This is a genomic window from Macrococcus equi (assembly GCF_047426745.1).
In the GTDB taxonomy this organism is placed as follows: Bacteria; Bacillota; Bacilli; order Staphylococcales; family Staphylococcaceae; genus Macrococcoides; species Macrococcoides equi.
Map to the genome: position 1 here is coordinate 1015010 of NZ_CP179732.1, position 23473 is coordinate 1038482.

A 23473-nucleotide genomic window follows, 5' to 3' on the forward strand; every position below is an offset into this window, starting at 1 on the left:
TTGATGAGTAGCACTTAATAGCTTTGGAGGATTGCAATGTCTAATGAAAAAGTTATGCACTCTAGTCAATATTTAGTGGGACTTAAGGAGACTGTTAAGGCTCTTAAGAAAGATCGCGTAGCATCTCTGGAGATAGCGCGTGATACTAATATCCACTTATTAACTACCGTGCTATTACTAGCATACCAAAAGCAATTACCTATTGAATTCAGCAAATCGAAAGAGGAGCTGGGTAAACAATATGGCATTCAAGTGAGAGCAACGGTTGTTGCACATTTGAAACCCGCTTTGTAAGGCGGTATTCTTACAAATCTTTTTTTACCTTAAAAATGAACCACCTGGATGTGTGGAATTAAACAAAAGAGAGGAGGACATTCAAAATGCCAACTATTAACCAATTAGTTAAGAAGCCAAGAACTTCTAAAATTAAAAAATCAACTGCGCCTGCATTAAACAAAGGTTATAACAGTCATAAGAAAAAAGCTACTGATATCGCATCTCCACAAAAACGTGGTGTATGTACTCGTGTAGGAACTATGACACCTAAAAAACCTAACTCAGCGTTACGTAAATATGCACGTGTGCGTTTATCAAATAATATTGAAGTTAATGCTTACATTCCTGGTATCGGTCACAACTTACAAGAACACAGTGTAGTACTTATTCGTGGAGGTCGTGTAAAAGATTTACCGGGGGTACGTTACCATATCGTACGTGGAGCATTAGATACTTCAGGTGTTGACGGCCGTATGCAAGGACGTTCTTTATACGGAGCTAAAAAGCCTAAAGCTAAAAAAGCATAATTTTATAAATTAATGCACAATCTGTTCAATGGAATATTTCATTTTTGTAAATGTAATGTTCTTACTAGACATCGAAAAATAAAAAAAATATACTGAGGAAGGAGGATATTAATATGCCTCGTAAAGGACCTGTTGCTAAGAGAGACGTATTACCGGATCCAATTCATAATTCTAAATTAGTTACTAAATTAATCAACAAAATTATGATCGATGGAAAACGTGGTACTGCTCAAAAGATTTTATATAACGCTTTTGAATTAGTTCAAGAACGTTCTGGTCGTGATTCAATGGAAGTATTCGAAGAAGCGATCAACAATATCATGCCTGTATTAGAAGTTAAAGCTCGCCGTGTTGGGGGATCTAACTACCAAGTACCTGTAGAAGTACGCGCTGAGCGTCGTACAACTTTAGGTTTACGTTGGTTAGTAAACTATGCACGTCTTCGTGGTGAAAAAACTATGGAAGAGCGTTTAGCTAACGAAATCTTAGATGCTGCTAACAACACTGGTGGTGCTGTTAAGAAACGCGAAGATACTCACAAAATGGCTGAAGCAAACAAAGCATTTGCTCATTACCGTTGGTAAGATTAAAGTTAACCCTTTAGTAATTGTATACAGCTTGCTGTTTCCAATTTACTTGAGGGCTACTTTCTTAAAATAAACCAATCCTGGAAGGAGAAAGAATACCCATGACAAGAGAATTCTCTTTGAGCAACACTCGTAATATCGGTATCATGGCTCACATCGATGCTGGTAAAACGACTACTACTGAACGTATTCTTTATTATACTGGTCGTATCCATAAAATTGGTGAAACACACGAAGGTGCTTCACAAATGGACTGGATGGAACAAGAACAAGAACGTGGTATCACAATCACTTCAGCTGCTACAACAGCTCAGTGGAAAGGTACTCGTATCAATATCATCGATACACCTGGACACGTAGACTTCACTGTTGAAGTTGAACGTTCATTACGTGTACTTGATGGAGCAGTAACAGTTCTTGATGCTCAATCTGGTGTTGAGCCACAAACTGAAACTGTATGGCGTCAAGCTACTACATACGGAGTTCCTCGTATCGTATTCATTAACAAAATGGATAAAACTGGTGCGGATTTCCAATACTCTGTAGGTACTTTACACGAAAGATTACAAGCAAATGCACACCCAATTCAAATGCCTATCGGTGCTGAAGATCAATTCAACGCAATCGTAGATTTAGTTGAAATGAAATTACACACTTATACAAATGACTTAGGTACTGACATTGAAGTAACTGACGTTCCTGAAGAGTACTTAGCAGATGCACAAGCAATGCGCGAACAATTAATCGAAGCAGTTGCTGATGTAAATGAAGAGTTAATGGAAAAATACTTAGGTGGAGAAGAAATTTCAGTTGAAGAATTGAAAGCTGCTATCCGCCAAGCTACTTGTGATGTTGAATTCTACCCAGTATTAGCTGGTACAGCATTCAAAAACAAAGGTGTTCAATTAATGTTAGATGCAGCAATTGAATACTTACCATCACCATTAGATGTTAAACCAATCGTAGGTCACGAAGTTGACGATAAAGATGCTGAAATCATCGCTAAACCTGATGATAACGAGCCATTCGCGGCTTTAGCATTCAAAGTTATGACTGACCCATTCGTAGGTAAATTAACATTCTTCCGTGTGTACTCTGGTACTTTACAATCAGGTTCATACGTACAAAACGCTACTAAAGGTAAACGTGAACGTGTAGGACGTATTTTACAAATGCACGCTAACTCACGTGAAGAAATCTCTGAAGTATACGCTGGAGATATCGCTGCTGCAGTAGGTTTAAAAGATACAACAACTGGGGACACTTTATGTGATGAAAAGGTTCAAGTAATCTTAGAATCTATGGAATTCCCAGAGCCAGTTATTCATTTATCTGTTGAGCCTAAATCAAAAGCTGACCAAGATAAAATGACTAACGCTTTAGTTAAATTACAAGAAGAAGATCCAACTTTCCATGCTCATACTGATCCTGAAACTGGACAAGTTATCATCGGTGGTATGGGTGAGCTTCACTTAGACATCCTTGTTGACCGTATGAAACGTGAATTTAAAGTTGAATGTACAGTTGGTGCGCCAATGGTATCTTACCGTGAAACGTTCAAAACAGCTGCTGCAGTTCAAGGTAAATTCTCTCGTCAATCTGGTGGACGTGGACAATACGGTGACGTTCATATCGAATTCACACCTAACGAAACAGGTGCTGGTTTCGAATTCGAAAACGCTATCGTCGGTGGGGTAGTTCCTCGTGAATATATCCCTTCAGTTGAAGCTGGATTAAAAGATGCAATGGAAAACGGTGTATTAGCTGGATATCCATTAATCGATGTAAAAGCTAAATTATTTGATGGTTCATACCATGATGTCGATTCATCTGAGATGGCCTTCAAAGTTGCTGCTTCATTAGCATTAAAAGAAGCTGCTAAAAAATGTAATCCTGTTATCTTAGAACCTATGATGAAGGTTGAAATCGTTATGCCTGAAGAATACATGGGAGATATCATGGGTGACGTTACTAGCCGTCGTGGACGTGTTGAAGGTATGGAAGCTCGCGGTAACGCTCAAGTTGTTCGTGCATTCGTACCATTAGCTGAAATGTTCGGTTATGCAACTAACTTACGTTCTAATACACAAGGTCGCGGAACTTATTCAATGGTGTTCGATCACTATGAAGAAGTACCAAAATCAGTATCAGAAGAAATCATCAAGAAAAACAAAGGTCAATAAGTCAATATTTGATTAGTTAAGCGGTGCACAGTTTAACTAATTGCAATTTGCGACTAAATGATTTATAAATGAGATATGTATTTCCTCATGAGGGTGAGAATCCCTCATGAGTAATATTAAAAAAAACTAACATACATTTAAGGAGAGATTTCGAAATGGCTAAAGAAAAATTTGATCGCTCGAAAACACATGCCAATATTGGTACTATCGGTCACGTTGACCACGGTAAAACTACTTTAACAGCTGCTATCGCAACTGTATTATCAAAAAAATTAGGTGGGGAAGCTCGTTCATACGACCAAATCGATAACGCACCTGAAGAAAAAGAACGTGGTATCACAATCAATACTTCTCACATCGAGTATGAAACTGAAAAACGTCACTACGCTCACGTTGACTGCCCAGGACACGCTGACTATGTTAAAAACATGATCACTGGTGCTGCTCAAATGGACGGTGGTATCTTAGTAGTATCTGCTGCTGACGGTCCAATGCCTCAAACTCGTGAACACATCCTTTTATCACGTAACGTAGGTGTTCCTGCATTAGTAGTATTCTTAAACAAAGTTGACATGGTTGACGATGAAGAATTATTAGAATTAGTTGAAATGGAAGTTCGTGACTTATTATCAGAATACGATTTCCCTGGAGACGACATTCCTGTAATCGCTGGTTCAGCTTTAAAAGCTTTAGAAGGCGAAGAAAAATACGAAGAAAAAATCATGGAATTAATGAACGCTGTTGATGAGTACATCCCAACTCCAGAACGTGATTCAGATAAACCATTCATGATGCCAGTTGAGGACGTATTCTCAATCACTGGTCGTGGTACAGTAGCAACTGGACGTGTTGAACGTGGACAAGTTAAAGTTGGTGAAGAAGTTGAAATCATCGGTTTAACTGAAGAGCCATCTAAAACAACTGTAACAGGTGTTGAAATGTTCCGTAAATTATTAGATTACGCTGAAGCTGGTGACAACATCGGTGCATTATTACGTGGGGTTTCACGTGAAGATGTTCAACGTGGTCAAGTATTAGCTAAACCAGGAACTATCACTCCTCATACTAAGTTCAAAGCTGAAGTATACGTATTATCAAAAGAAGAGGGTGGACGTCATACTCCATTCTTCACTAACTACCGCCCACAGTTCTACTTCCGTACAACTGACGTAACTGGTGTAGTTAACTTACCAGAAGGTACTGAAATGGTTATGCCTGGGGACAACGTTGAAATGAACGTTGAATTAATTTCTCCAATCGCGATTGAAGACGGAACTCGTTTCTCAATTCGTGAAGGTGGACGTACTGTAGGATCAGGCGTTGTATCTGTAATCGAAAAATAATTTCACATTTGTGAATTTTAAAACCCACGAGGGACGCCTCGTGGGTTTTATTTTGTTATTTCAATTCATTCATATGTTCTACCAATTGGACAAATATTCTTACACCATTGAGTAAACCATTCTCATCCATATCAAATCTTGGATGATGATGTGGGAAGCTAGCTTTTAAACCTTCATTTCGAACACCGGTGTTGAAGTAACAACCTGGTCGTTCTTGTAAAAAGTACGCAAAATCTTCTCCGCCAAGTGTTGGTGTTCCTTCTTCTACTGATTCAATGTCTTCAATGCGTTCACTTAGATCTTTTAGCCATAATGTTTCATTCTCACTATTAATAAGTGCAGGATAACCATCTCTATAGTTCAATTCGATATGGACATTAAAGCTTTTTTCAATACCACTGATGATATCTTTAATATTATTGACCATCTGCGCTTTAATATCCTTGTCATAAGTACGTAGTGTTCCACTTAAATGAGCAGTTTCAGCAATCACATTAAAAGCATTACCACTCTTGAATTCACCAATCGTTAGGACACCTGTTTCGATTGGATCAACCCCACGTGACACGACTGTCTGAAGTTGAGTGATTAAAAAACTTGCTGCTACAACTGCATCATGTGTCGTATGTGGTGCTGCACCATGCCCGCCAAGTCCTTTAACATCAATCGTAAATGCATCTGCAAAACCATACGATGGCCCTGTTATAAAGCTTACAGCATTACTATTTAAATTGCTTGAAGTATGTGTCCCAAATACATAGTCAACACCATTAAGAATTCCAGCATCAATCATTGATTTGGCGCCTCCCGGTAGTACCTCTTCAGCATGCTGGAAACACAAAATGACAGTACCTTTTATCTCTTCAATATGAGAGGTTAAGATTTTGGCAGTAATCAGTAACATAGCTGTGTGACCATCGTGACCACAAGCATGCATGACGCCAGGAACTTGTGATTTGTATGGCACTTCTTTTTCATCTTGTATCGGTAGCGCATCAAAGTCCGCGCGCAGTAAAATGCTTGGACCTGGTAATTTTCCTTTAATTACGCCGTACAAACCATTGCCGCCGACATTGCGTGTTACTGGAATTGAAAGAGTAGTTAAATAATTGGCGATATATTCAGCAGTGTTCGCTTCCTGAAATGAAAGCTCAGGATGCATGTGCAAATGTCTTCTAATTGCTATCAGTTCTTCTTTATGATGAATGACATCTTTATACCAAGGCATCTATCTTCCTCCTTCATTGAAATAGTCTTCAGTTGACTGTAAGAAGACTTTAACTGCGTTGATCATTCCTTTTTCATCAATATCGAACTTTGGATGATGGTGAGGGAAATCTGCTTTAAAATTCTCATTACGTGTACCCGTATAGAAAAATGAACCAGGAACGCGTTGCAAATAGTAAGAGAAATCTTCTCCGCCAAGCGAAGGTTCTAATTCAACAAGTTCATTTACACTTTCAATTTTTCTAGCAGCACCTACAATTAAATCTGTTTCATTTGTTGTATTTACTACAGGTGGATATCCTTTTAGATATTTTAGCTCATACGTAATACCCATTGTTGTGACGAGACCTTCGAGACATTTTTTGAGTTCTTTGTACATTAAATTTTGAGTTTCTGCATCAAAGGTTCTGATTGTACCTGCGATTCTTGCTGTATCAGGAATGACATTATTTTGGTCACCTGCATTAAGTTGAGTAATCGAAAGAACAGCGGGTGTAGTAGGACTTGTTTTACGTGAAACAATATATTGTAAATCATTGCATAAGCGAACAGCAGCAGCGACTGGATCAATTGTTGTATTAGGATGAGCAGCATGTCCTCCTTTCCCTTGAAGGGTAATCCAGAAATCATCAGGAATACCGGTAGCAGTCCCATATTTATAACCAATTTTTCCGACGTCAAGTGAACTCGAAACGTGTTGTCCGATAATTGCATCCACTCCACTTAAACAGTTATCGGCAATCATTTGAATAGCACCACCGGGATCTACTTCTTCTGCATGCTGATGAATAAATACTAAGTTGCCATTCAGACGGTCGAAATTTTCTGAGAGAATTTTAGCAGTAATGAGTAATACCGCTGTGTGCGCATCATGACCACAAGCATGCATGACGCCAGGAACTTGAGATTTATACGGTACTTCTTTTTCATCTTGAATAGGTAAGGCATCAAAGTCAGCACGAATAGCAAGTGTAGGTAGATCCGGATCTTTTATTAAACGCCCTACAACACCACGACCGCCTACACCAGTTTCAACTTCTATCCCTAAATCTGATAGATATTGAGCGATAAACTGGGGTGTTTCAGTTTCCTGAAAAGAAAGTTCAGGATACATATGAAAATGACGACGTAGAGCAACAAGCTCATCATAATATTTTTCTGCTTGATTAATCATAGGACACCTTCCTCTATTAAAATATTTAGAAATACGTTTAAAGCATCATTCATTGCACTCTCATCAAAATCAAATAAAGGATGATGATGTGGTGCAGTAATACCTTGCTCTTTATTTCCGGCTGCTGTAAAGAAAAATGCGCCTTCTTTATGTTGCAAATAATATGAGAAGTCCTCTCCAATCATTTGTTGTTTCATTATTTTATATGGCAGCCCTGCACGCTCTGTAGCACGTTGAATAATATCAACACATGAATGGTGATTGACTACAGCAGGATAACCATCCACATAGTCAAGAACGTAAGTGATACCTTTAGCAATTGATAGTCCTTTCAACTCATTTTCAATTGCAGTTTTGATTAATATCTTAATATCTGGATCAAAGGTACGTACTGTACCGAAACACTTAGCTTTATCACTGATAATATTGAATGCATTGCCAGCTTCTACTTTACCGATTGTAAGCACAGCTTCACTTGTTGGAGAAACAGTACGTGAAATAATAGTCTGTATATTAGTGATAAACGTTGCCATTGCTACGATAGCATCTATAGCTGTATCAGGATGTGCACCATGTCCTCCTTTACCTTGAATCGTAATATTAAACATATCGGGACTTGCCAGCATAGCGTCGTATTTACAATGTATCGCACCGTGCTCAAATGGAGACCACAAGTGATTACCATATATTCTATCGACGCCCTCTAATGCCCCATCATTAGTCATTGGCTCTGCTCCACCCGGCGCAAGTTCCTCACCAAATTGAAATAATAGTACAACCTTACCGTTAATCTGTTCAAATTGCGCATTCAATATACGTGCTACGCCTAACAAAATAGCAGTATGTCCATCATGACCACAAGCATGCATAACGCCATGAGCTTGAGATTTGTAAGGTACATTCTTTTCATCTTGAATAGGTAAGGCATCAAAGTCAGCGCGCAAGGCAATTGAAGGTCCTGTGTGATTAGCAATTGTGGCGACAATTCCTTTATCTCCAACACGTTCTCGTATGTGAAAATGCTCTAATTTTTGAAGTTGTTGCAGGATAAACATATAAGTATTTGTTTCTTCAAATGATAATTCCGGATGCATATGAAGAAATCTGCGATCTTTAATAAGTTGTTCTGTTTCATTGTTTACAAGCTGATGGATATCCATGCGCTCACTCCTTTAGCAGTATAATGTTATTAGTTTATCAAAGATATTAGAATATTTAAACTTCTCGAACTGAAAGAAACCGTTTACTTATTCAATAGCAGTTCGTATTGAGTTATGATATGATGTTATTGAAATTACATTCAAGGGGTGCTTAACATGTCAAAAGTATTACAACAGTTTTTAACTGAAAACTTAGATCACTTAAAAAACAACGGTTTATACAATGAAATTAACGTTGTTGAAGGTGCAAATGGGCCAATCATTAAAATTAAAGGAAAAGAATTAATTAACCTTTCTTCAAATAACTACTTAGGATTAGCAACGAACGAACGTATGAAGAAAGTTGCTAAAGAAGCAGTAGATTCTCACGGTGTTGGTGCGGGTGCAGTACGTACTATCAACGGAACTTTAGATTTACATGTTCAGTTAGAAGAAAAGTTAGCTGAATTCAAAGGGACAGAAGCAGCAATTGCTTATCAATCAGGTTTCAACTGTAATATGGCAGCAATCAGTGCTGTTATGAACAAAGAAGATGCAATTCTTTCTGATGAGTTAAACCATGCATCAATTATTGATGGATGTCGTTTATCAAAAGCAAAAATTATTCGCGTTAATCATTCTGATATGGATGACTTACGTAAAAAAGCAAAAGAAGCGGTTGAATCAGGTCTTTATAAAAAAGTTATGTATATTACTGATGGCGTATTTTCTATGGATGGTGACGTTGCTAAGTTACCTGAAATCGTAGAAATTGCAGAAGAGTTTGGTTTAATTACTTATGTTGATGATGCACATGGTAGCGGGGTAATGGGTAAAGGTGCTGGAACGGTTAAACATTTTGGACTACAAGATAAAATCGATTTCCAAATTGGTACGTTATCTAAAGCGATCGGTGTAGTAGGTGGATATGTTGCAGGTACTCAAGATTTAATCGATTGGTTAAAAGTTGCATCTCGTCCATTCTTATTCTCAACTTCACTTGCACCGGCTGATACACGTGCAATCACTGAAGCGATTGATATCTTAATGGAATCTACTGAATTACACGACAAGTTATGGGAAAATGGTAATTACTTAAAAGATGGTCTTAAGAAATTAGGATTTGACATCGGACATTCAGAAACACCGATTACACCATGTATTATTGGTGATGAAAAAACAACACAAGAGTTCTCAAAACGTTTAATGGAAGAAGGCGTTTACGCGAAATCTATCGTCTTCCCAACAGTGCCACGTGGTACTGGACGTGTGAGAAACATGCCGACTGCTGCGCATACTAAAGAAATGTTAGACGAAGCAATTGCGATTTACGAACGTGTCGGAAAAGAATTAAATATTATTAAATAATTTAATAACTAATGAAAGAGTGGGTAATCCCACTCTTTTTTATGTTTATCCCTAATGGACATGTAAACGTTTTTATTATAAAATAGGGGTGCAAATAAATATTAATTAATATATTTGTCTTTTTAGAGAAGACAAATGTACATAAAGGAGTTATTAAAATGAAAAGAATTATGATTACTGGTGCCTTAGGCCAAATTGGTACAGAATTAACTTTAAAGTTACGTGAAATCTATGGTGTAGAAAATGTATTAGCGACAGATTTACGTCGCCCTGAAGAAGGAGCAAAAGTTTTAGAAGGTCCTTTCGAAGAGTTAGATGTTACAGATGCAGAGCGTATGGATAAATTAGCAGGGGAATTTAAAGCTGATACAATTATGCATATGGCGGCCTTATTATCAGCTACAGCAGAGAAAAATCCAGTATTTGCATGGAACTTAAATATGGGTGGATTACTAAATGCATTAGAAGTTGCACGTAAATATAACATGCAATTCTTTACACCATCATCAATCGGGGCATTTGGACCAAGTACACCAGCGGATAACACACCGCAAGTAACGATTCAACGTCCAACAACAATGTACGGTGTAAACAAAGTATCAGGTGAATTATTATGTGACTACTACTTCCACCGTTTCGGTGTAGATACGCGTGGGGTGCGTTTCCCAGGTCTTATCTCACACGTTAAAGAACCAGGTGGCGGTACAACAGACTACGCGGTAGAAATCTACTTCAAAGCTGTACGTGAAGGTAAATACACTTCATACATTGGTAAAGATACATTCATGGATATGATGTTTATGGATGATGCGATCGATGCCATCATTAATTTAATGGAAGCTCCAGCTGAGAACTTAAAAGACCGCAATGCATTTAACGTTACAGCAATGAGTATCGATCCTGAAATGGTAGCAGCAAGCATTAGAAAGCATATTCCAGAATTTGAATTAGACTATGATGTAGATCCAGTACGTCAAGGTATCGCAGAAAGCTGGCCAAATTCAATCGACCCATCTGAAGCGAAGGAACAATGGGGCTTTAATCCTAAGTTTGACTTAGATAAGATGACTGAAGAAATGTTAACAGCGATCAGAGCGAAAGAAAATAAATAAGATAACATTTTAAAAGCAGACCCTTTGGGTATGCTTTTTTAATTTATTGAAAATTTTATAGAATTAATTTAAAAATTCTGAAAACTTATTGAATTGTATAATTTTTTTGTTATACTTAAATTTATTAAATTAATGGAGGGATAATATGGTACAAATCAAATTTGAGAAACGTGAGCAACTGAAGCAAAAACCAGATCAAAGTCAATTAGGATTTGGTCGACATTTTACGGATTATATGTTCAGTATGGACTACACTGAAGATCAAGGTTGGCATGATGCAAAGATTACGCCTTATCAAAATATTGAAATGTCACCAGCATCACAAAGTATTCATTATGGTCAGTCTGTGTTTGAAGGATTGAAAGCATATCGTACAGATAATGGTATCCAGTTATTCCGTCCAGATCAAAACTTTAAACGTTTGAATCAATCGCTTGCACGATTAGAAATGCCTCAAATCGATGAAGCGGTAGCGCTCGAAGGATTAAAGGAACTTGTAAAGTTAGAACAAGATTGGGTGCCTTCTGAACCAGGTCAATCTTTATATATCCGTCCGGTTGTTTTTGCGACGGAACCATTTTTAGGAGTCCGACCTGCGAATCAATATAAATTCCTGATCATTTTATCTCCTGTCGGGGCATATTATGGCGATGGTCAATTACTGCCGACAAAAATTTATGTAGAAGATGAATATGTACGTGCAGTACGTGGAGGTGTTGGATTCGCTAAAGTTGCCGGTAACTATGCTGCGAGTTTATTAGCACAGTCTAAAGCATCGAAGCTTGGATATGATCAAGTGTTATGGCTGGATGGTGTTGAACAAAAGTATGTAGAAGAAGTAGGGAGTATGAACATCTTCTTCGTGTATGATAACAAAATCGTGACACCGGCACTTAATGGCAGTATCTTGCCGGGTATCACAAGAAAATCGATATTAGAATTAGCACAAAGTTTAGGATATGAAGTTGAAGAGCGTAAGATTGCTATTGAAGAAGTATTTGATGCTGCGAAAAATGGTGAAATCACTGAAATTTTCGGCTCAGGAACTGCAGTTGTTGTATCTCCTGTCGGTGAAATTAAATATAAAGACGAAGTAGCAGTTATCAATGACTTTAAAACAGGAGACGTTACAAATAAGTTATATGAAGTTTATACTTCAATTCAAAATGGAAAGGTAGAAGATACATTTGGCTGGACAGTTAAAGTAACAGAATAAGGGGGAATGTCTATGGTAAGTACAGCGAGTGAGAAATCATATTGGATGGATAGGATGGAAAAAGGTGCTGGAGGTATTTCTGCAGCCATTCTCGTATCTTTAGGGGTAGGTCTACTATTAAAATCTGTCGGTGGATTACTACATATCGATTTACTAGTTATGATTGGAACGATTGCAACATATTTAATGACACCTGCGCTTGGAGGTGCAATTGCCGTAAGTTTAGGTGCCAATGGATTAACAATCGTTGCAAGTATGATTAGTGCAGCAGTTGGAGGCAATGCAATTACTAAAGTGGGTGATACTTTTAGTATCGTTACAGGAGAACCAATTGGTGCTATAGTATCGGCTATCATCGCAACATTTGTCGGTAAGAAAGTAACGGGTAAAACATTCCTGGATTTAATGGCGGTGCCTGTATCAAGTGTACTTGCAGGAAGTATCGCAGGATTTTATCTATCCAAGGTGATTTCACCGACATTAGTTGCTATTTCTAAATTTATTACATCAACTGTCGGTAATCAGCCGTTACTAGCATCGATTGTTATTGCGATTGTCTTTGCTGTGCTAGTGATGACGCCTGCCTCAAGTGCCGCTTTAGCTGTCGCACTTCAGCTTGATCCACATGCTTCTAGTGCCGCACTTGTTGGTATTTCAGCACAATTTGTCGGGTATACTGCAATGAGTTTTAGAGAAAATGATTTAGGTGGCTTCCTGGCTCAGTCTATTTGTACACCTAAGGTTCAATTTCCGAATATCGTTAAGAATCCCCGTGTAACGATAGCACCACTTATTGCTGCAGCAGTAGCTGGACCGGTTGCTGTACTTATTTTTAATATGAAGTTACCATTTGAAATCGCTGGTCTTGGTTTATGTGCTCTTATTGCACCAATCCAAATACTCAATGCACAAGGTGTCGGGGTGTTGCTGCAATTTATTGTTGCAGGTGTAGTCGTACCGCTTGTTGTGACACTACTTGTACATTATTTAGTAATGAGACCGAGACAATGGGTGAAACATGGGGATTTGCATTTAGAAGTGAATTAATTCAGAACTTCATTTATAATATAGAAAAACATGAATGGAGTGTCTCAGTTGGTAAAGTTAATCGTGTTTGATAAAGACGGTACATTAATGGAACTTGGTTCACATTTTGTAAAATTAGCAGATGATTTAATTAATGAATTCTCCGTGAGAACAAATATAAATGTTCCGAAGTCAGAGATTAAAGATGCGTTTGGTATTGTAGATGATAAGATTGATAAAGTGATTGGTGCAAAATCTACAAAAACAGTCGTTACAAGTCTAGAGAAATTACCGAATGGTGATGCGATGGTCAGCTGGTTACTTCAAAAGATCGAACACTTAACGTCAGACAATGAAGCGGCAGATATAGCAATTATCGAAGGTGTTGAAGAAACATTGAAACAATTGCATGACAAAGGATACAAACTTGCAATTGTTTCAGCAGATGATACTCTATCGATGGATTTATTTATCGATAAATATGATTTACGCACGTACTTTGATTTAATCGTGACGAGTGATTCGTCAGAATATCATAAACCACAAAAAGAGTTATTACAGGAAATTATGACGCACTTTAAAGTTGATGCAGCTGACACGATGATGGTAGGTGACACTGAAATGGATGTAGAGCTTGGTCGTAATGGTGAAGCGGGTAAAGTTATAGGTGTATTATCAGGTTCAGGTGATGCACAGGATTTGCGCAATGCTGATGTTGTATTATCTAGCGTAGCAGAGATCGTTGAAAAGTTAGGTTTATAGATTTGCAGATGGCACGAAACTGCTTAAAAGTGTGCCAAAACGCATGAAATGGCACGATATCAGAAGATATCGTGCCATTTTTTCATACATTGTATTATCTTTTATGCATTTCGCGGTGTGTTTCAATCACTTTCGCGATCTTTTGAATGATTGGATCTAATGAATCGATATCATCATACACATCGTACTCGTTAATATTAATACGTACGACTGGACATGCGTTAAAGCCATCAATCCATTTCTCATAACGGGCAAATAATGCACGCCAATATGCTTCGTCTGTCTCAATCTCCATTTGGCGACCACGTTCAGCGATACGATTGATGACAGACTCGTAGTCACATTCTAAATAGATTAAGCAGTCAGGTTTAGGAAAGTATGGTGTCATAACCATTGCTTCATATAATTCATAATATGTTTTGAAATCTTCAGGCGTCATCGTGCCGCCTTCTTCATGCATCTTCGCAAATATATCTACATCTTCATATATCGAACGATCCTGAATAAAGCCGCCGCCATATTCAAACATACGTTTTTGTTCTTTAAATCGTTCTGCTAAAAAGTAAATTTGTAAGTGGAAACTCCAGCGGTCAAAGTCTGCATAGAATTTCTCTAAATATGGATTATTATCTACTTTTTCGAATGATGTTCTAAAGTTTAATTTCTCTGCTAATGCTTTTGTTAATGAAGATTTGCCGACACCGACAGTGCCTGCAATCGTAATAATTGCATCATTTGGTATTTGGTACATACTGTTCTCCAATTCTCGCGGTAATGCGTTGTAATATTTGTTGAAAGTCCTGATCATTATTAACAAAATCGATGTTTGTCGTATCGATTAATAGTGCCGTATGATGATCTTTCATTAACTCATATACTTGATGATAATCATCAGTCAGTTTCGTTAAATAATCATCTTCTATAATTTGTTCGAAGTCACGTGCACGTTTTTCAATGCGTGACTTTAACGTGTCCAGATCAGCTGTTAAAAATATCGTTGCATCAGGCATACGAATGTCTTCGGTTAAAATATCATAAATACGAATAAACTTATCGTATTCAGCTGGATTTAAGGTATTTTTAGCAAAGATCTTGTTCTTTAGGATGTGATAATCACTAACGATTGCTGTATCATGATGAAGATCACTTAACTCTTTGTATCGATGACATAAGAAAAACATCTCAGTCTGGAAGCTCCATTTCTCAATATCAGCATAAAAGTCTGATAGAAATGGATTTTCCTCAACGATTTCGTACATCACAGGTACACCAAGATGTTTAGAAAGTAAATTTGCTAATGAACTTTTGCCGACACCGATTGGACCTTCAATTGCAATATATAAAGGTGTCATAATAATCTCCTCTAATGTAGAATAAAATAGTATATGTATTGTATCACATAATTTATGAAGGTGGACGATAAATTGAATCATGAAATTTATATGAAACTTGCAATTGATGAAGCCAAAAAAGCTTTAGCGATTGATGAAGTGCCGATTGGTGCAGTCGTTGTGCATCACGGAGAAGTAATTGGGAGAGGATATAATACTCGGGAATCTGAACAAAATCCTATTCATCATGCAGAAATGATGGCTATTCAGGCTGCAAGTGAACATCTAGGGTCATGGCGTCTTGAAGAATGTACGTTATACGTCACATTAGAGCCTTGTGTCATGTGCAGTGGAGCGATTGTCATGAGCAGAATACCTGTTGTTGTGTATGGTGCACATGATGCTAAAGGTGGATGTAGTGGGAGTTTGATGAATTTACTCAATCAACCTGCATTTAATCATCGTGCAACGGTTATTAGTGGTATTTGTCATGAAGAATGTAGTCAGTTACTAACTTCATTCTTTAAAACTCTTAGACAAAAAAAGTTGCTTGAAAAACAAAAGAAACTTAATGATGATAATATTTAGCGCACTTTTAATAAATTTGGTAAACTGAAAGTATTCCAAATAGGAGATGAAGTCATGATTAAACTTATTGCAACAGATATGGACGGTACATTACTAAACAGTGCACATGAAGTGTCTGATGAAAATATAAAGGCGATTCAATATGCACAATCACAAGGTGTAACAGTTGCGATAGCGACAGGCAGAGCATTTTATGAAGCAAATACACCAATTAAACCTACAGGACTAAAAGTACCTTTTATTTGTCTGAATGGTGCTGAAGTGCGTGATGAGGAATTTAATATATTACACACATCGAAATTAAGTAACGAACAAATAAAAGACATCACTTCGATTTTAGATAAACACAATTTATATTATCAAGTTTATACAAGTGCAAGAATTTACACGGAAGATAAAGAGAAAGATTTACAAATTTATATTGATATCGCTGAAAAAATGGGTCACACACCGAATGTTGAAAAAATACGTCAATCGATTCAAAAACGTATTGATAATGGCTCGCTTAAAGAAGTATCAAGTTATCAGGAAGTATACGACAGAGATGGAGAAATCGTGATGAAGTTTCTAGCATTCTCAAGTGATCTTGATAAGATTGATGCAGCGAAAGCGGAATTGGCCAAATTTCAACATTTAGCAGTATCAGCATCATCTCGCGGAAATATTGAAATTACGCATAACGATGCGCAAAAAGGTATTGCTCTGGAAGCATTATGTGAACAACTTCAGATTGGTATGGATCAAGTTATGGCAATAGGCGATAATTTAAATGATATTTCAATGATTGAGAGAGCGAAGTACTCATTTGCGATGGAAAACGGCACAGATGAAGTGAAAGCAGTAGCAAAATATGTTGCTGGATCAAACGAAGAAAGTGGCGTAGGACGTGCCATCATGCAAGTGATGAACGGAGAAGTAGAGTAATTGCGCTGCATTTAGACAAATAAGTCCGATATCAGCAGGATATTGGACAAGACGAATAGATTTATTCTCATCTTCAAATCAAAAAGCGATGATACCCAAAAGTATCATCGCTTTCTCTATTTTATTCTACTACTTGTATCACACGTGCAGGTACACCGGCAACGACGACGTTATCCGGAACATCTTTTGTAACGACAGCACCACTTGCGATAACCACATTTTTTCCGATTGTTACACCCGGATTAATGATGCTACGTCCACCCAACCAGCAATTGTTACCGATAACTACTGGTTTAGCGTATTCTTTTCCACTGTATCGTTCAACAGGATCAATCGGATGCGTCGCAGTATAAATATGGACACCAGGTCCAATCATACAGTTATCACCAATCGTGACTGGCGCAACATCTAAAATTGTTAAATCATGATTAGCATAAAAGTTTTCACCCACATGAATATTATAACCATAGTCACATCTAAAATCAGATTCTACTGTGATGTTTTCTTTAGTCGAACCAAATATCGCTTTTATACGTTTCTTTCGTTCGTCTATCAAATTTTCAGGAGTGTTATTATATGCACGAACGGTTATTTTAGAGTTGACACGGTCATTTTTTAACTGAACATCTTCGGGATCATACATTAATCCTGCAATCATCTTCTCTTTTTCTGTCACCATCATCACCTATTTCTTATAAGTTAATCGGGCAAATGCATCGTGCTGATGAATGGATTCTTCGTTACGGCACTCAATAGTGAATCCTTCGATGAAATCCAACTCAACTAAATCTGCTGCGATTAAACGAAGTAAATCTTCAACAAAGCGTGGATTCTCATATGCACGTTCTGTGACTGATTTTTCATCTGTACGCTTTAAAATCGGATAAAGCATTGAACTTGCATTAACTTCCATCGCCTCTAATATTTTTTCCTTAAAATCTTCAGGTAACATGCGATTTGGTTCAAAATCGGCTTTAACAGTTACAATGCCTCGTTGATTATGAGCTGAATATTCACTGATTTCTTTAGAGCAGGGGCACAGTGTTGTAACCATTGCTTTTATAGTTAATGATTTGCTGATAGCATTTTCACCTTCAACAGTAAGAGAGAATCTTGTATCGGCATGTCCTACTGCACGTAAATTTGTAACAGGACTAAAGCGATCAAAGAACCACTTTGCATCTACATCAACGCTGGCATTTTTTTGGTGCATCACAGTTTGAAGTGTTACTAATACTGCTTTTAAAGTACGAAAATCTAGAGGTAGTCCATTATCATAATGCGCTTCAACGGATTCTAGAATACGACTCATGTTAATACCTTTTTCATCTTTTGCTAAATGAGTTGATAGACTGAATGTACCTGTAGTTTGATATCCGTCTAAACGAACTGGATATATTAAATTCTTAATACCTACGTGATCGATTTCAAATAGAAAGTCTTTTTTTGAACTTTGAAGATCCGTCATTTTTTCTTTTTCAGTAGGTTTTGTTCCTTTGATAGGATCTACTGATCCGAAATGTTTCCAGCGACCTTCACGTGTTTTTAAATTATATTGATCCATGTCATTCTCCTAAATTTATACTTCATATTGATAGAAGCGTTCTTTACGTAACCACATATCTTTTGCCGCTTCTGCTTCCTGTGTGTTTGCTGCTAAATTTTCAAGCATTGGACCTGTTTGTGATGCATGTGCACCTAATACGTTCATCTTGCGCTCTTCATAGCCTGAAATATCATTGATAATATTAGGTTCGCCGATATTTTCAACTGCATCATTACTGAATGCAACTAAATGCAATTTCGGTTTGCTAGCTCCCATGCGACGTACCGCTTCAACGACTGCTTCCGCTGTTGCTTCATGGTCAGGATGAACAGAGTAACCTGGGTAGAATGAAATCACTAATGATGGATTTAATTCATTAATGAGTTCGTTAACCATTGAAACTAAGTCATCAAGTAATTCAAATTCTAAAGTTTTATCACGATATCCCATTTTGCGTAAATCTTTAATCCCCATCACGCGACATGCATCTTCCAGTTCTTTCTCACGAATCTTCGGCAATGTTTCACGTGTCGCAAAGGGTGGGTTTCCTAAGTTTCGACCCATTTGTCCTAATGTTAAACATGCATAAGTGACAGGTGTTCCTGCATCTATATGTTTCATAATCGTACCTGATACACCGAATGCTTCATCATCCGGATGAGGGAAGATTACGAGTACTTGTCTTTCTTGTTCCATCTCTATATCCCCCTTAAACTTCAAATGGTGTTTCGCTGATTTCAAGTGCTGCAGCAAGCTGACCTTGGTAGTTTAAGCCCGCCATTAAGAAACGCCCATCTTCATCTATCTCATAATGCGTTAAACCTTGTACATAAATCCAGCCACCATCTAATTTTAATCCAACACGAAATGGTTCTTTTCCGCCACCTGTGATGATACCTTGAATATAGGTAACTTGAATATTACGTAAAAATGTCCCTGCATTGAATACTTTTTCATCAAAGTGACTAGCATAGGCACCATTGGTTGTTTCTACATGTAAATAGACAGGTTTTTGCTGAAATTTATTTAGTAATTCCTGTACTTGTTGTTTTTCGATTAATTCCATTTTCATTGCTCCTCAAAGTTTATACTAGACTATTTTACTAAATAAATTGTAAAAATTATACCTTTTGAGCTTGCTAATGCTAAAAAGAGCAAAAAAGCTGAGACATCTGTCCCAGCTATAAGTGCAATATCTAAACTTCTTTCGTACTTACTTCAATTTTTTCTACATTGTTATAAGCACCGTGTTGAACTGGGCCTACGAATTCGTTCATTTTCCAGCCATGTTTAATAGCTGAAGCGACAAATCCTTTAGCAGCAATGACTGCCTCGCGAGGTGATTTACCTAATGCTAAATTAGCTGTAGTGGCTGCTGCAAACGTACAACCAGCACCATGGTTATAAGATGATTGGAACTTATCAGTTGTAAGTAACGTATAAGTTGTTCCATCATAGTATAAATCTAGAGCTTCATCAGATTCTAAAGCTTTACCACCTTTAATGACAACATGTTTTGCACCACGCTCGTGAATGATACGAGCTGCTTCTTTCATTTGGTCGATTGATGTTAACTTACCTAAACCTGATAATTGTCCTGCTTCAAACAGGTTAGGCGTTACAACAGTTGCTAATGGTAATAAAGATTTAATCATTGCGTCTGTGTTACCTGGATTAAGTACTTCGTCTTCCCCTTTACATACCATCACAGGATCTACGACGAAGATTTCTGCATCAGAATCTTTGAAAGCAAGTGCAGCACGTTCAATGATTTCTTCAGTACCGAGCATACCTGTTTTAATTGCATCTGGCCCGATCGATAAAGCTGTTTTAATTTGTTTATCTAATAATTCAATAGGTAATGGTGTAACGTCATGACCCCAAGTTTCTGGATCCATTGCAACAACTGCAGTTAAGGCAACCATACCATATGTGTTGTACTCCTGAAATGTCTTTAAGTCAGCCTGCATTCCAGCTCCGGCACTTGTATCAGAACCAGCAATTGTTAATATTTTTTTTAAGCTCATATTTCATTTCCCCTAAATAGTTATTTGTTATATTATCATATCATTAATGAGAAAATTAAAAAATAAATAAACGCTAACTTATGTTACAATTTCAGATGAGGTGAGACAATGAATTGGCAATCAATATTTCATGAAATAAAATCAACACATGATTTTTCTAATATGGATGAATTTCTAGAAAATGCGTATGCAACGAAGACAGTATATCCGCCACGCGAAGCAATATACAACGCATTTACGTTAACACCGTTTGAAGCGGTGAAAGTAGTGATTATCGGCCAGGATCCGTATCATGGCCCGAATCAGGCACACGGGTTAGCTTTTTCTGTTCAAAAAGGCACGAAACTCCCGCCTTCTTTACGTAATATGTATCAGGAGCTGGAAAGTGATCTGGGCATTACACGTATTACGGGTGATTTAACAGGATGGGCACAAGAAGGAGTGCTGTTATTAAATAGAGTACTTACAGTAGAAGCAAGGAATGCCAACTCACATAAAGGTATTGGCTGGGAACAATTTACGAGTGCGATTGTACAGGCGGTATCCCTTCATAAAGAACATGTGGTCTTTGTATTATGGGGAAGTCCTGCTCAGCAACTTGCACAGTTTATTGATACGAGTAAACATACTATTATCAAAAGTGTACACCCGAGTCCTTTAAGTGCATATCGAGGTTTCTTTGGTTCTAAGCCATTTAGTGCTATCAATCAGGATTTAACAAATCATGGTCTAGCCCCTATTGACTGGGCAAGGGAGGAATAGTGATGAATCAGAGATTAATTGATCAGTTATCACAAGAAATAACGTATTTAAGACAAGCACAAAACAATGAAGCATTTAATAAACACCTGTATGCAATTGAACTGCTGGCCAAATTTGGACAGCATGAAGACAATACAGTTTCAGTGCCACAAGCACCGGTGCAACAATCTAATGTTAGTCAAAGTACAGGTCCACATGCGGGTATAACAACAGAAGAGCTTAGATTGATGGGTGCAAAGGTAGTATCAAACAATCAAAAAGTAAAAACAGATGATGGATTTGGTAACGGTGATTCAATATTTGATTTTTAAAAACAGGAGGATACGAAAATGAAATTATTTTTAATTATTGGTGCAATTAATGCCATGATGGCAGTAGCGTGTGGTGCATTTGGTGCACATGGATTGGAAGGTAAATTAACAGAAAAGTATATGGGGATCTGGGAAAAAGCAACCACATATCAAATGTATCATGCATTAGGGTTAATGATTATTGGCATACTAAATGGGACAACAAAGATGAATCTAGTACCGGCAGGCTGGATGATGACATTTGGTATCGTGTTTTTTAGTGGATCTTTATATATCCTTGCACTGACACAAATAAAAATATTAGGTGCGATTACACCAATCGGTGGCGTATTATTTATTGCAGCATGGGTAGCATTAGTCATTGCAGCAATTAAACTATAAGAATAAATTAAAAGGCTGACATCAATGTCAGCCTTTTAATTATTTATGAGTAGATTGTTGTGGTTGATTTGCTTGTTGCTGAGCACGTTTTTCTAATTGTGCTTTAACGATAGGAATAATAATTGGACTTAATTTTACGATTAATTTAACTAATTTATTCATTGTAATTTGCCTCATTTCTGTAAGTTGTTAATTTATATATAACCCCTTTACAAAGCAATAAACATATTATCTCTTTCTCAAGATAAAATAAAATGGAATCCCGATGATAACAAATGCTACACCAAGCATTGAACCAATAAAATCACTCATTAATGTACTGATGATAATAAAGAAACCACCAAACAATGCAACAATAGGAATGATTGGATAAAGTGGCACTGAATAGTCTCGTTTTAAGCCTTTATTTTGTTTGCGAAGTATGAATAACCCAATAAAAGCGGCACTATAGAATAAATAAATAATAAAAATACAGATTTCTGATAAGTAGTCAGCATTGACGATGTCAGGAATAACGATAGTAAGTAATAATAAAATCATACTAATCACATAAACAGCGATTAACGCACCAATTGGAGACTTAAATCTTGGGCTGACGTAACTGATCGCTTTATCGAATGGTAAGAGATGATCATCAGCCATTGCGAATGGAATACGTGGGAATGTCATTATCTTACCGTTTAAACATCCGAAAATAGAGATGATAACACCGATATTTACAATTTTAGAACCAAAATCTCCAAATAATATTTTTGCTGCCTCAGCTGAAGAAGTATTGCCTAGTCCTACCAATGTCTCAGCAGGAATCACACGTAATACTGCAATATTAATTAAGACATATGCAAGTGTTACAATACCTATACCTACAAACATTGCAAGTGGCAGGTTACGTTTAGCATTCTTCATTTCCCCTGTTAAGTTTGTTAGTAGAATCCATCCGTCATAAGCAAATAAAGTTGCTAAAACTGCACGACCGAAATTAATTTCCTCCTGGTTTTTAATCAGGCTTGTTACATCATGTCCAAACACACCTTCTTTACCCCATAATAAACCGAAGATGATGATTGCAAATACAGGAATAAGTTTACAGATTGTTGTAAATGTCTGCATTGCACCGCCTAAACCTGTCCCCATAATATTCAGGATAACTAAAAATGTAAATGCAGCAATCCCGATCCAAATCCCTAAATTAGGGTTTAAGTCAAAAAAGTTTGTAACTAAAATACCAAAAAATAGAGCAAGAGAAGCGATAACTGCCGGGCCATAGATAACCGTCTGCATCCATCCGGTTAAGAATCCCCAGAAAGGCCCGTATATATCTCTAATATAAGCATAAAGACCACCTGTTTTCGGTATTTGTGCCCCAACTTCTGCAATCGTAAGACCAGCTGCTAACGTTAATATCCCCCCAACAATCCATGCCCAGATAGCCATGTCACTAGTACCCGCATGATTAAGTACTACAGATGGTTTAACGAATACACCTGAGCCTATGATTGTGCCAATTACTACAGTAATAGCTGTCCAGAAACCGATTGATTTCTCCAGTGCTTGTTCTCCGTGCTGTTTATTCATAAAGCTCACCCCTTAATGTTTTCTTAATCTCAATATATCACGAAATAAAGCGCTACCAATATAAAAAATTATAAATTTATACAAAAAT

At 37.3% G+C, this 23473-nt stretch carries 27 protein-coding genes; 15 read left to right on the forward strand and 12 right to left on the reverse strand.

Annotation, left to right across the window (positions count from 1 at the left end; translation table 11 throughout):
* Positions 1–36 precede the first annotated feature (36 nt).
* From ACMGE6_RS05390 to tuf, 5 genes are all read left to right on the forward strand, one after another.
* On the forward strand, positions 37–294 hold the full coding sequence (locus ACMGE6_RS05390) for a ribosomal L7Ae/L30e/S12e/Gadd45 family protein (protein WP_414045502.1): 258 nt from the start codon (positions 37–39) through the stop codon (positions 292–294).
* A gap of 86 nt (positions 295–380) precedes the next feature.
* Positions 381–803: a 30S ribosomal protein S12 gene (gene rpsL, locus ACMGE6_RS05395; RefSeq protein ID WP_414045503.1), complete on the forward strand. Its 423-nt coding sequence runs from the start codon at positions 381–383 to the stop codon at positions 801–803.
* A 113-nt stretch (positions 804–916) separates the two neighbouring features.
* The gene (rpsG, locus tag ACMGE6_RS05400) at positions 917–1387 is read left to right on the forward strand and encodes a 30S ribosomal protein S7 (protein ID WP_096077875.1); all 471 of its coding nucleotides are present in this window, start codon (positions 917–919) and stop codon (positions 1385–1387) included.
* 104 nt (positions 1388–1491) lie between these two features.
* Positions 1492–3573 (forward strand): elongation factor G, encoded by a 2082-nt coding sequence (gene fusA, locus ACMGE6_RS05405; RefSeq protein ID WP_414054708.1) that lies wholly within the window; start codon positions 1492–1494, stop codon positions 3571–3573.
* Positions 3574–3728: 155 nt separating this feature from the next.
* The gene (gene tuf, locus ACMGE6_RS05410) at positions 3729–4916 is read left to right on the forward strand and encodes an elongation factor Tu (protein WP_414054709.1); all 1188 of its coding nucleotides are present in this window, start codon (positions 3729–3731) and stop codon (positions 4914–4916) included.
* Between the two features lie 55 nt (positions 4917–4971).
* On the opposite strand, the gene ACMGE6_RS05415 is transcribed toward tuf, so the two are convergent.
* Genes ACMGE6_RS05415 through ACMGE6_RS05425 form a run of 3 tightly spaced genes read right to left on the reverse strand, consistent with a single transcriptional unit; the run spans position 4972 to position 8477 of the window.
* Positions 4972–6144, reverse strand: a complete 1173-nt coding sequence (locus tag ACMGE6_RS05415; protein ID WP_414054710.1) for a M20 metallopeptidase family protein — start codon at positions 6142–6144, stop codon at positions 4972–4974.
* Positions 6145–7317 carry an amidohydrolase gene (locus tag ACMGE6_RS05420; RefSeq protein ID WP_414054711.1) on the reverse strand — a complete coding sequence of 391 codons (1173 nt, stop codon included), beginning with the start codon at positions 7315–7317 and terminating at the stop codon, positions 6145–6147.
* Positions 7314–8477, reverse strand: a complete 1164-nt coding sequence (locus ACMGE6_RS05425; protein WP_414054712.1) for an amidohydrolase — start codon at positions 8475–8477, stop codon at positions 7314–7316. Before ACMGE6_RS05425 ends, ACMGE6_RS05420 begins: the two co-directional genes overlap by 4 nt.
* A gap of 156 nt (positions 8478–8633) precedes the next feature.
* Between ACMGE6_RS05425 and ACMGE6_RS05430 the strand changes: the two genes are divergently transcribed.
* The 5 genes from ACMGE6_RS05430 to ACMGE6_RS05450 all read left to right on the forward strand — a co-directional run bounded on the left by ACMGE6_RS05430 (position 8634) and on the right by ACMGE6_RS05450 (position 13940).
* Positions 8634–9824 carry a glycine C-acetyltransferase gene (locus tag ACMGE6_RS05430; protein WP_414045509.1) on the forward strand — a complete coding sequence of 397 codons (1191 nt, stop codon included), beginning with the start codon at positions 8634–8636 and terminating at the stop codon, positions 9822–9824.
* Between the two features lie 158 nt (positions 9825–9982).
* Positions 9983–10936, forward strand: coding sequence for an L-threonine 3-dehydrogenase (locus ACMGE6_RS05435; RefSeq protein WP_414054713.1), 954 nt, complete (start codon positions 9983–9985; stop codon positions 10934–10936).
* Positions 10937–11081: 145 nt separating this feature from the next.
* Positions 11082–12152 carry a branched-chain amino acid aminotransferase gene (locus tag ACMGE6_RS05440; protein ID WP_414054714.1) on the forward strand — a complete coding sequence of 357 codons (1071 nt, stop codon included), beginning with the start codon at positions 11082–11084 and terminating at the stop codon, positions 12150–12152.
* 12 nt (positions 12153–12164) lie between these two features.
* Positions 12165–13199, forward strand: coding sequence for a PTS sugar transporter subunit IIC (locus tag ACMGE6_RS05445; RefSeq protein ID WP_414054715.1), 1035 nt, complete (start codon positions 12165–12167; stop codon positions 13197–13199).
* A gap of 48 nt (positions 13200–13247) precedes the next feature.
* Positions 13248–13940 carry an HAD family hydrolase gene (locus tag ACMGE6_RS05450; protein WP_414054716.1) on the forward strand — a complete coding sequence of 231 codons (693 nt, stop codon included), beginning with the start codon at positions 13248–13250 and terminating at the stop codon, positions 13938–13940.
* Between the two features lie 94 nt (positions 13941–14034).
* Here the strand turns inward: ACMGE6_RS05450 and ACMGE6_RS05455 are convergent, their stop codons facing one another.
* Together ACMGE6_RS05455 and ACMGE6_RS05460 are read right to left on the reverse strand one after the other, a co-directional pair.
* The gene (locus tag ACMGE6_RS05455) at positions 14035–14691 is read right to left on the reverse strand and encodes a deoxynucleoside kinase (protein ID WP_414045514.1); all 657 of its coding nucleotides are present in this window, start codon (positions 14689–14691) and stop codon (positions 14035–14037) included.
* Positions 14672–15292: a deoxynucleoside kinase gene (locus ACMGE6_RS05460; protein ID WP_414054717.1), complete on the reverse strand. Its 621-nt coding sequence runs from the start codon at positions 15290–15292 to the stop codon at positions 14672–14674. Before ACMGE6_RS05460 ends, ACMGE6_RS05455 begins: the two co-directional genes overlap by 20 nt.
* Before the next feature lie 54 nt (positions 15293–15346).
* On the opposite strand from ACMGE6_RS05460, the gene tadA reads away from it, so the two are divergent.
* Positions 15347–15859 (forward strand): tRNA adenosine(34) deaminase TadA, encoded by a 513-nt coding sequence (tadA, locus tag ACMGE6_RS05465; protein WP_414045516.1) that lies wholly within the window; start codon positions 15347–15349, stop codon positions 15857–15859.
* A 54-nt stretch (positions 15860–15913) separates the two neighbouring features.
* Positions 15914–16783 carry a Cof-type HAD-IIB family hydrolase gene (locus tag ACMGE6_RS05470; protein WP_414045517.1) on the forward strand — a complete coding sequence of 290 codons (870 nt, stop codon included), beginning with the start codon at positions 15914–15916 and terminating at the stop codon, positions 16781–16783.
* Positions 16784–16904: 121 nt separating this feature from the next.
* On the opposite strand, the gene ACMGE6_RS05475 is transcribed toward ACMGE6_RS05470, so the two are convergent.
* The 5 genes from ACMGE6_RS05475 to thiD all read right to left on the reverse strand — a co-directional run bounded on the left by ACMGE6_RS05475 (position 16905) and on the right by thiD (position 20356).
* On the reverse strand, positions 16905–17462 hold the full coding sequence (locus ACMGE6_RS05475; RefSeq protein WP_414054718.1) for a sugar O-acetyltransferase: 558 nt from the start codon (positions 17460–17462) through the stop codon (positions 16905–16907).
* A gap of 6 nt (positions 17463–17468) precedes the next feature.
* Positions 17469–18347 carry a GTP cyclohydrolase FolE2 gene (folE2, locus tag ACMGE6_RS05480; protein ID WP_414054719.1) on the reverse strand — a complete coding sequence of 293 codons (879 nt, stop codon included), beginning with the start codon at positions 18345–18347 and terminating at the stop codon, positions 17469–17471.
* A 15-nt stretch (positions 18348–18362) separates the two neighbouring features.
* The gene (gene bshB2 / locus ACMGE6_RS05485) at positions 18363–19025 is read right to left on the reverse strand and encodes a bacillithiol biosynthesis deacetylase BshB2 (RefSeq protein ID WP_414045520.1); all 663 of its coding nucleotides are present in this window, start codon (positions 19023–19025) and stop codon (positions 18363–18365) included.
* A gap of 13 nt (positions 19026–19038) precedes the next feature.
* Complete coding sequence (locus ACMGE6_RS05490) at positions 19039–19395, reverse strand: YojF family protein (RefSeq protein WP_414054720.1); 357 nt, start codon at positions 19393–19395, stop codon at positions 19039–19041.
* Between the two features lie 130 nt (positions 19396–19525).
* On the reverse strand, positions 19526–20356 hold the full coding sequence (gene thiD / locus ACMGE6_RS05495; protein ID WP_414054721.1) for a bifunctional hydroxymethylpyrimidine kinase/phosphomethylpyrimidine kinase: 831 nt from the start codon (positions 20354–20356) through the stop codon (positions 19526–19528).
* Positions 20357–20464: 108 nt separating this feature from the next.
* On the opposite strand from thiD, the gene ACMGE6_RS05500 reads away from it, so the two are divergent.
* The 3 genes from ACMGE6_RS05500 to ACMGE6_RS05510 are packed head-to-tail and all read left to right on the forward strand — an operon-like array spanning position 20465 to position 21810.
* The gene (locus ACMGE6_RS05500) at positions 20465–21118 is read left to right on the forward strand and encodes a uracil-DNA glycosylase (RefSeq protein ID WP_414054722.1); all 654 of its coding nucleotides are present in this window, start codon (positions 20465–20467) and stop codon (positions 21116–21118) included.
* A 2-nt stretch (positions 21119–21120) separates the two neighbouring features.
* Positions 21121–21429, forward strand: a complete 309-nt coding sequence (locus ACMGE6_RS05505) for a DUF5327 family protein (protein WP_414054723.1) — start codon at positions 21121–21123, stop codon at positions 21427–21429.
* Positions 21430–21447: 18 nt separating this feature from the next.
* Entirely contained in the window at positions 21448–21810 is a 363-nt protein-coding gene (locus ACMGE6_RS05510; protein WP_414054724.1) for a DUF423 domain-containing protein, read from the forward strand.
* 39 nt (positions 21811–21849) lie between these two features.
* Here the strand turns inward: ACMGE6_RS05510 and ACMGE6_RS05515 are convergent, their stop codons facing one another.
* Both ACMGE6_RS05515 and ACMGE6_RS05520 read right to left on the reverse strand, forming a co-directional pair.
* Positions 21850–21972, reverse strand: coding sequence for a hypothetical protein (locus ACMGE6_RS05515; protein ID WP_414045526.1), 123 nt, complete (start codon positions 21970–21972; stop codon positions 21850–21852).
* 66 nt (positions 21973–22038) lie between these two features.
* Positions 22039–23385, reverse strand: a complete 1347-nt coding sequence (locus ACMGE6_RS05520; protein ID WP_414054725.1) for an APC family permease — start codon at positions 23383–23385, stop codon at positions 22039–22041.
* Between the last annotated feature and the right edge of the window lie 88 nt (positions 23386–23473).

What these genes read in the sequence shown, in the direction of transcription:
- ACMGE6_RS05390 (WP_414045502.1), top strand. Translation starts at nt 37, where the DNA reads ATGTCTAATGAAAAAGTTATGCACTCTAGTCAATATTTAGTGGGACTT.
- rpsL (WP_414045503.1), top strand. Translation starts at nt 381, where the DNA reads ATGCCAACTATTAACCAATTAGTTAAGAAGCCAAGAACTTCTAAAATT.
- rpsG (WP_096077875.1), top strand. Translation starts at nt 917, where the DNA reads ATGCCTCGTAAAGGACCTGTTGCTAAGAGAGACGTATTACCGGATCCA.
- fusA (WP_414054708.1), top strand. Translation starts at nt 1,492, where the DNA reads ATGACAAGAGAATTCTCTTTGAGCAACACTCGTAATATCGGTATCATG.
- tuf (WP_414054709.1), top strand. Translation starts at nt 3,729, where the DNA reads ATGGCTAAAGAAAAATTTGATCGCTCGAAAACACATGCCAATATTGGT.
- ACMGE6_RS05415 (WP_414054710.1), bottom strand. Translation starts at nt 6,144, where the DNA reads ATGCCTTGGTATAAAGATGTCATTCATCATAAAGAAGAACTGATAGCA.
- ACMGE6_RS05420 (WP_414054711.1), bottom strand. Translation starts at nt 7,317, where the DNA reads ATGATTAATCAAGCAGAAAAATATTATGATGAGCTTGTTGCTCTACGT.
- ACMGE6_RS05425 (WP_414054712.1), bottom strand. Translation starts at nt 8,477, where the DNA reads ATGGATATCCATCAGCTTGTAAACAATGAAACAGAACAACTTATTAAA.
- ACMGE6_RS05430 (WP_414045509.1), top strand. Translation starts at nt 8,634, where the DNA reads ATGTCAAAAGTATTACAACAGTTTTTAACTGAAAACTTAGATCACTTA.
- ACMGE6_RS05435 (WP_414054713.1), top strand. Translation starts at nt 9,983, where the DNA reads ATGAAAAGAATTATGATTACTGGTGCCTTAGGCCAAATTGGTACAGAA.
- ACMGE6_RS05440 (WP_414054714.1), top strand. Translation starts at nt 11,082, where the DNA reads ATGGTACAAATCAAATTTGAGAAACGTGAGCAACTGAAGCAAAAACCA.
- ACMGE6_RS05445 (WP_414054715.1), top strand. Translation starts at nt 12,165, where the DNA reads ATGGTAAGTACAGCGAGTGAGAAATCATATTGGATGGATAGGATGGAA.
- ACMGE6_RS05455 (WP_414045514.1), bottom strand. Translation starts at nt 14,691, where the DNA reads ATGTACCAAATACCAAATGATGCAATTATTACGATTGCAGGCACTGTC.
- ACMGE6_RS05460 (WP_414054717.1), bottom strand. Translation starts at nt 15,292, where the DNA reads ATGACACCTTTATATATTGCAATTGAAGGTCCAATCGGTGTCGGCAAA.
- tadA (WP_414045516.1), top strand. Translation starts at nt 15,347, where the DNA reads ATGAAGGTGGACGATAAATTGAATCATGAAATTTATATGAAACTTGCA.
- ACMGE6_RS05470 (WP_414045517.1), top strand. Translation starts at nt 15,914, where the DNA reads ATGATTAAACTTATTGCAACAGATATGGACGGTACATTACTAAACAGT.
- ACMGE6_RS05475 (WP_414054718.1), bottom strand. Translation starts at nt 17,462, where the DNA reads ATGGTGACAGAAAAAGAGAAGATGATTGCAGGATTAATGTATGATCCC.
- folE2 (WP_414054719.1), bottom strand. Translation starts at nt 18,347, where the DNA reads ATGGATCAATATAATTTAAAAACACGTGAAGGTCGCTGGAAACATTTC.
- bshB2 (WP_414045520.1), bottom strand. Translation starts at nt 19,025, where the DNA reads ATGGAACAAGAAAGACAAGTACTCGTAATCTTCCCTCATCCGGATGAT.
- ACMGE6_RS05490 (WP_414054720.1), bottom strand. Translation starts at nt 19,395, where the DNA reads ATGGAATTAATCGAAAAACAACAAGTACAGGAATTACTAAATAAATTT.
- thiD (WP_414054721.1), bottom strand. Translation starts at nt 20,356, where the DNA reads ATGAGCTTAAAAAAAATATTAACAATTGCTGGTTCTGATACAAGTGCC.
- ACMGE6_RS05500 (WP_414054722.1), top strand. Translation starts at nt 20,465, where the DNA reads ATGAATTGGCAATCAATATTTCATGAAATAAAATCAACACATGATTTT.
- ACMGE6_RS05505 (WP_414054723.1), top strand. Translation starts at nt 21,121, where the DNA reads ATGAATCAGAGATTAATTGATCAGTTATCACAAGAAATAACGTATTTA.
- ACMGE6_RS05510 (WP_414054724.1), top strand. Translation starts at nt 21,448, where the DNA reads ATGAAATTATTTTTAATTATTGGTGCAATTAATGCCATGATGGCAGTA.
- ACMGE6_RS05515 (WP_414045526.1), bottom strand. Translation starts at nt 21,972, where the DNA reads ATGAATAAATTAGTTAAATTAATCGTAAAATTAAGTCCAATTATTATT.
- ACMGE6_RS05520 (WP_414054725.1), bottom strand. Translation starts at nt 23,385, where the DNA reads ATGAATAAACAGCACGGAGAACAAGCACTGGAGAAATCAATCGGTTTC.